7 protein-coding genes are annotated in these 6,576 nt (G+C 55.5%); 4 read left to right on the top strand and 3 right to left on the bottom strand.

Annotated features, from left to right (window positions below; all coding sequences use genetic code 11):
• The coding region (locus BN1128_RS18030) for a hypothetical protein (protein WP_209428585.1) at window positions 1-332 on the top strand (332 nt) is incomplete at its 5' end.
• A 273-nt stretch (window positions 333-605) separates the two neighbouring features.
• Here BN1128_RS18030 and BN1128_RS18025 read toward each other — a convergent pair.
• The 3 genes from BN1128_RS18025 to dusC form a co-directional block, all read right to left on the bottom strand.
• Complete coding sequence (locus BN1128_RS18025; RefSeq protein WP_167335820.1) at window positions 606-2,132, bottom strand: recombinase family protein; 1,527 nt, start codon at window positions 2,130-2,132, stop codon at window positions 606-608.
• Window positions 2,105-2,521 (bottom strand): TraR/DksA family transcriptional regulator, encoded by a 417-nt coding sequence (locus BN1128_RS18020; protein WP_244464625.1) that lies wholly within the window; start codon window positions 2,519-2,521, stop codon window positions 2,105-2,107. The genes BN1128_RS18025 and BN1128_RS18020 overlap by 28 nt, the downstream gene beginning before the upstream one ends.
• A gap of 97 nt (window positions 2,522-2,618) precedes the next feature.
• Entirely contained in the window at window positions 2,619-3,563 is a 945-nt protein-coding gene (dusC, locus tag BN1128_RS18015; protein ID WP_042871297.1) for a tRNA dihydrouridine(16) synthase DusC, read from the bottom strand.
• A gap of 176 nt (window positions 3,564-3,739) precedes the next feature.
• Between dusC and BN1128_RS18010 the strand changes: the two genes are divergently transcribed.
• From BN1128_RS18010 to dnaX, 3 genes are all read left to right on the top strand, one after another.
• Window positions 3,740-4,117: a YbaN family protein gene (locus BN1128_RS18010; RefSeq protein WP_042871295.1), complete on the top strand. Its 378-nt coding sequence runs from the start codon at window positions 3,740-3,742 to the stop codon at window positions 4,115-4,117.
• A 132-nt stretch (window positions 4,118-4,249) separates the two neighbouring features.
• The gene (gene apt, locus BN1128_RS18005) at window positions 4,250-4,795 is read left to right on the top strand and encodes an adenine phosphoribosyltransferase (protein WP_042871293.1); all 546 of its coding nucleotides are present in this window, start codon (window positions 4,250-4,252) and stop codon (window positions 4,793-4,795) included.
• 179 nt (window positions 4,796-4,974) lie between these two features.
• A partial coding sequence (dnaX, locus tag BN1128_RS18000) for a DNA polymerase III subunit gamma/tau (protein ID WP_042871290.1) occupies window positions 4,975-6,576 on the top strand: 1,602 nt, incomplete at its 3' end.

The following is a 6,576-nucleotide window of genomic DNA, read 5'->3' as shown; positions in this document are numbered from 1 at the left end:
AGGGGAATATAATGAATGACCTATGGACCAAATTGTCCCAAGCCGGTGGCGCATTAAAAGGTCTTGCGATTGCTCTTACTTTTGTTGGTGCTGTAGCTGTGTTATTCAATGATGTAAGTATCTTAAATAAGTATTCTGGGACACATCATCGGAATATACAAACGCTTCAAGAGTCACAAATTAAGAATGATTTTCGGATTGATAGTTTGGAGAAGAAATCAGATAAGACCGATGCACAAATAATCAAGCTCGGCGATTCGATAAACTCTTTAAATATCGCAATTACTGAATTGACTGTCACCATTCGTGAGCAGGGTAATAAAAGAGGGTAGTCATTGCGACTACCCTTTATTTTTATCCGCCAAATAAATTATTGAGATCATGCTCTCGGAATGCCTTTACCGTAGGGTATGTTTTTATATCTGGGTTCGTGAGAATGCTTTCACAACCAGAAGCTGTTAGGCGGTTTGAATCCACAGTGTTCATTGACGGTGTATTATGTGGTAATCCGCGCTTGTTCTTGTATGCCCAAAGTGTACACCATATCTCACCATTGATATGGTATACGCCATTGTCTAGATATTCAGGCATTCCTTTCTCATAGATCATTCTTCTTCAGCTCCCTTAAGTAATGCTTCAATCATTTTAAGTGATTTCTCTGAATCAGAGACACCCTTAATCCATCCACCAGTTCGCCAAGTTATATGATGATTGTCGTACCTTTCAACCTTGATCAAATGATGCTCGCCATAAGGCTTAATCTCAATTCTCTTAATAATTTTCTTCAGCTCAATATTAAACTTCTTTGGGTCATCAACGAATGACAGAAGCGTCTGTATCGCATCAGGAGCAATTGTGACGATGGACTTAAGCTCTGCCATCAAATCACTCTTCTGTTGCTCTAAAGACGATACAGCGGTCATAAAAGCAGTTGTTACTAATGTACTTGTGGTAATCGATAATCCAGAGATTAATTCGGCTACCCGTTTTTCAACCTGACCCAGCCTGATACGAATCTCATCCTCGCCAGTATCCTGCTTGTTGATTTGCTTTACCTCTAAGTGATGAATGTTAGAGATAACAAGCTCGTGTAAGTTGCGAACGTGCGCCGTATGTTCACACATTTTAATTAATGAATATCGGCAGTAGTAGTACGTAACTTTTCCGGTTTTGTTGCGCCGACTCTTGTTTGCCATCTTCTTTCCGCAAGTGCCACAATACACAAGACCACTGATATGGTTCGTCTCACTGGCACCTGCTGGACGTTGTACTGCCTTACTGTTCAGTTCAAGGTACTCTGAGTAGCTGATCACTGGGGGATAATAGTTCTGAACTAGTTCTGACGGCTGATACTTGCCGTTGAGCTTTACCGTGAGCTGATGGGCACCAAACAAGACTGAATTTTTGATCACATCACGAAGGGTGCTTGGGTTCCAAGTTCCACCTTGATTAGGGGAGGGAATACCTGATTCATTCAAATAACCAGCGATTTTAGCTAGCGACTCCCCCTGTCTCTTCTTCTCCAATATGGTCTCTAAAATAGATTTCCGTTCATCAAAAACGAACTGGTTATCTTCAAATTTCAACCAGAACGGGAGTTTCATCGCAACAGGTATTCCGGCCTTGATACGCTCTCTCATTGAATCCTTGTTCGCCTGGATACGGCTACTTTTTGCTGAACTTTCTTTGTTGGCCAAGTCAGCAGCAATCGCGATCCGGATTACAAGGGTAAGGTCATTTAGAGAATGCTTATCGAGTGTCAGCCCATCCATAAGAGACACGATAAGCACTCCTTGGGAAAGGATGTCTTGGAGCATGGCTTGAGTCTTAGCGATGCCTTGCCGACTGAGGCGATCAAGCTTCTCCAGGACGATGACGTCACCAGTCTTGATTGATCCGTTAGCTATGCACTGGTGAAGGTCTGAGAGGGAAGGGCGATCCACCTCCTTGTAGGCGGAGACACCAAGATCGCGGAAGGATTTCGATGAGAGAGTTAGGTTGTTCAGCTTGCAATATTCAATGGCTGCTTCCATCTGGCGCCGTTGACCATCACCTAGGATCTGTTGCTTAGAGCTTAGGCGTATGTATGAGTAAGCTATTGATTTTATACTGGTTCGTTCTTCTCGGCCCACAGCTTGTATATCTCTTCCGATTTGTGTGCCTTCGATTGTAACACTTTGCGATAGCGGGTTTCGCAGCGCGGGCAGCGTTGCAGGGTCGGATCCTGTTCGAGTTGCTCGATGGCAAGCGGCTCTTCGCAATCGGAACAGAGGCCATAGAGACCCAGATCCATTTGACAAAGAGCGGCATCAATCCGCTTGAGGCTGGCCACGCTCTGCTCCACCTTGGGCAAGTCGAGGCGACTGGTCAGATCCACCAGCTGATCCCGTTCGCAGTGATCCACTTTTTCCGCCCATTCGTCACGCCGACAGGCTTTGAGCTGACCGATCAGCTCTTCTCTTACTTGCGCCCAGTCAGTCAGCAGGCGATCACGCCACACGGCCAACCGAGCTTGCGTCATTTCACACACACTAGCCCCCAACAGACGAATTACAAATCCAGGGCAGTATAGGGAGACGACAGGATTATCAAGATGATATGCGTCAAGTAAAGGACGGTTAGATCACAGTTTTCGAGGCTTGCAGCAAGGCCTCCCGGATGGGATCCGTCTCCTTGAACAGCCTGATATCGCGAAACAGCAGGTCGGCTTGCGGGTATTCCCGCTTGAGGTAGCTGAACCACTGCTTGATGCGGCTGGGGTAGTAGTCCGCCTTCTCGCTCGCCAGATCTTGCTCGGTGTAGTTCACCATCAGCTGCAACACCTGGGCCCAGCTCATGTGGGCACAGCCGGTCTTCATCACGTTGGCCAGGTTGGGCAGGGAGATGGCGCCGCGCCCCACCATGAGAGCATCACAGCCGGAGACGCGGGCACAGGTCAGCGCATCCTGATGATCCCAGATCTCGCCGTTGGCGGTGACGGGGATGGGCAGGGCGAGGCGGATGGCGTCCACATACTCCCAGTGGGCCGGGGCCTTGTAGCCTTCACGCTTGGTGCGGGCATGCACCGCCAGCTCGTTGGCCCCTGCCTGATAGACGGCCTGGGCGTTCTCCAGGTAGAGATCCTTGTCATCGTATCCGAGGCGGATCTTGGCGCTGACCGGCAGGTGGGCAGGCACCACCTCGCGTACCGCCTTGACGATGCGATAGATGGTGTCGGGCTCTTTGAGCAAGACGGCGCCCCCCTTGCTCTTGTTGACCGTGGGGGCGGGGCAGCCAAAGTTGAGATCGACCCCGGGGGAGCCTAGTTCGATGGCGCGCGCGGCGTTCTCGGCCAGCCATTCGGGGTGTTGCCCCAGCAGTTGTACCCGCACCGGGGTACCGGCGCGGGTCTTGCCGCCCTGCTTGAGTTCGGGCGCGATCCGATAAAACACCTTGGCAGGCAGCAACTGATCGACCACGCGGATAAATTCGCTGACGCAGAGGTCGTAGTCGTTGACGGAGGTGAGTACCTCCCGCATCAGGTGATCCAGCACCCCCTGCATGGGGGCCAAAATAACGCGCATAGCTGCTTCCGAAGACAAGGGGAGAAAAAAGAGCGCAGATTGTAGTGGCAATGGGCGGTCTTGTCAGCCGTCAGCCCACTCGTTGAGCGTAATCAGCCGCCGCCCGCAGAGCTGGGCTGTCAGCTTTTGGGCCAACTCTGTTAGGCTAAGCAGAGTTGGATTGAAGAGGAGCAGCCATGAAACGTTGGTGTCTGATGGGATTGGGCTGGTTGGCATTCGTCACCGGCATCATAGGAATCGTGTTGCCCCTGTTACCGACTACCCCCTTCATGTTGTTGGCGGCGGCGCTGTTTGCCCGCTCGTCCCCCCGTTTTCACCGCTGGCTGCTGGCTCACCCCTGGTTTGGCCCCCCCATCGCCGATTGGCAGCAGTATCGCGGCATTCGCCGCCACGCCCGGCGCCGGGCCATCATCTTCATCCTGCTCTCCTTCTCGGTGTCGCTGGCGGTGGTGCCCCTGCTGTGGGTCAGGTTGCTGCTCATTGCCATAATGGTGATCCTGCTCACCTGGTTAATGCGTCTGCCGGTACTGGAGCCAGTTGCAATGGCGAAGTGAAGTCCCTAAGCTATTGCGGCAATAATGCTATGGAGTCGGCCTGTCATTTTGCGTGACGGGCTTTTTTATTTCCCGCTGGCGGGAATCGAGAAATACGGCCACGCCTGGGCTCAAAAAATAAGCGGTCAAACAATGAATCCGGATACCCTGAAATTTATCGAAGCGAGCATCAAGACCATCCCCGACTATCCGAAGCCGGGCATTCTGTTTCGTGACATCACCAGCCTGATAGAGAATGCGGAGGCCTTCAAGGCCACCATCGATCTGCTGGCTGAGCATTATCGTGATCAAGGGATCACCAAGATCGTCGGCACCGAGGCCCGCGGCTTCATCTTCGGTGCGCCGGTCGCCTTCGCCATGGGCTTGGGGTTTGTGCCGGTGCGCAAGCCGGGCAAGTTGCCCCGCGAAGTGATCGAGGAGTCCTATGCCCTCGAATACGGTACTGACACCCTGCAACTGCACACAGATGCCATAGTGCCGGGTGACAAGGTGCTGGTTGTCGATGATCTGCTGGCCACCGGCGGCACCGTCGATGCGACCGTCAAGCTCATCCGCCGTGCCGGTGGTGATGTGGCCGATGCGGCCTTCATCATTTCCTTGCCATCCCTGGGCGGCGATGCCCGCCTGACGGCGGCCGGCATCAAGGTCGTCTCACTGGTTGAACTGGCCGGCGAGTAATCCCCCAGGATGCCACGCAGGCCTCGTCAGCCTGCTGCGTGTCCCGAAACCGATGCCCATCCGGGCATCGGTTTGAAATTCAAGCGATCCCTCCCGACCTCGCCGATAGCCGATACAGCCCGCCTGGCATTTGTGTTAGCATTCTGCCTCAATGCCTTGTCATCCCTGCATCGAGACTTATGAGCTATCAGGTTCTGGCGCGTAAATGGCGCCCCCATACGTTTGAACAAGTGGTAGGCCAGCACCATGTGCTGACCGCCTTGACCAACGCCCTGGATCAGGGGCGGCTGCATCACGCCTATCTGCTGAGCGGTACCCGTGGGGTTGGCAAGACCACCATAGCCCGCATTCTGGCCAAGAGTCTCAATTGCGAGCAGGGGATCAGCAGCCATCCGTGCGGTGTGTGCGACACCTGCCGCGAGATCGATCAGGGCAATTTTGTCGATCTGCTGGAGATTGACGCGGCATCCCGCACCAAGGTAGAAGACACCCGCGAGTTGCTCGACAACGTGCAGTACCGGCCGGCCCGCGGCCGCTTCAAGGTCTACCTCATCGATGAGGTGCACATGTTGTCGCGCCACAGCTTCAACGCGCTGCTGAAAACCCTGGAGGAGCCGCCCCCCTATGTGAAGTTCCTGCTGGCCACCACGGATCCGCAGAAGCTGCCCATTACCATTCTCTCCCGCTGTCTGCAGTTTCATCTGAAGAGTCTGGATCAGACCCAGATCGCCAAGCAGCTGGAATGGGTGCTGGATCAGGAGGGGCAACCGTTCGAGCCGCGTGCTCTGCAGGCCCTGGCCAAATCGGCCGACGGCAGCATGCGCGATGCCCTGAGCCTGACCGATCAGGCGCTGGCCCACGGCAATGGCAGTGTACGCCTCGAGAGCGTGCTGGCCATGCTGGGGACGCTGGATCATCGCCACCTTCACCAGTTGCTGGAGGCCATCCTGCGCCAGGATGCCCCGGCGACCATGGCCAAGATCACCGAGATTGCCACCCTGGGGCCCGATTTTGATCAGCTGCACGCCGAGCTGGAAGGGCTGCTCCATCGCATTGCCATGGCCCAGCTGCTGCCCGCCACCGTACAGGAGCAGGGGGCCGATGCCGATGCCCTGTTGCAGCTGGCCCAGGCCATGAGTCCGGAAGAGGTGCAGCTCTGCTACCAGATAGTGCTGGGGGGGCGCAAGGATCTGCCCTGGGCTCCTGATGGCCGCACCGCGCTCGAGATGACCTGCCTGCGCATGCTGGCCTTCTCCCCGCGCCGTGAGGCCGTGCACCCGGCCAACCTTGCCGCTCTGCCGCCCGGACTTGCCGTGGCAGGAAGGACCGCACCGGCCTCGCTGGGAAAGCCTCAGGGGGTTGAGCCAGCCCCCGCTTCGGCCACTGCGACAGTGGCCCAACCGGCTGTATCTGGTGATGCTCCGACCCCCACGCCGGGGGAGCACACCCTTGTGCAGGCCGAGCCTGTCATCTCCCTCTCTGCGGATGAGCAAGAGAGCACCAGCGATGCGCTGAGTGCGCCGCTGTTTGCCGAGCAGGACGAGTTGCTGCGTGAGGCGCAGCAGATGGGCTATGAGGGATCCTCTGGCGCGAGTGAGCCAATGGCTCCCGTCAGCAGGCGTGACGACGCCTCATTGGCAGTACTGCCATCCCCCGAGCCTCACATCGAGGCGGTTCCCGTTGCCGAGCCGGAAGCGGCGCCTTCTGCTGCGTCCAGCATGCAGAGCCTGCTGGGCAAGCGCAATCTGCTGCGCAGCCGCCTGCGTGGTGAGCCTGGGGCC

The organism is Aeromonas piscicola, from assembly GCF_000820005.1.
Lineage (GTDB): Bacteria > Pseudomonadota > Gammaproteobacteria > Enterobacterales > Aeromonadaceae > Aeromonas > Aeromonas piscicola.
The sequence above is the reverse complement of the archived record's forward strand: the minus strand, read 5'-3'. Positions and strand labels throughout refer to the sequence as shown.

Excerpts from the sequence above, each read along its gene's own strand:
- BN1128_RS18020 (WP_244464625.1), bottom strand. The coding sequence starts at position 2,521 with ATGACGCAAGCTCGGTTGGCCGTGTGGCGTGATCGCCTGCTGACTGAC.
- dusC (WP_042871297.1), bottom strand. The coding sequence starts at position 3,563 with ATGCGCGTTATTTTGGCCCCCATGCAGGGGGTGCTGGATCACCTGATG.
- BN1128_RS18010 (WP_042871295.1), top strand. The coding sequence starts at position 3,740 with ATGAAACGTTGGTGTCTGATGGGATTGGGCTGGTTGGCATTCGTCACC.
- apt (WP_042871293.1), top strand. The coding sequence starts at position 4,250 with ATGAATCCGGATACCCTGAAATTTATCGAAGCGAGCATCAAGACCATC.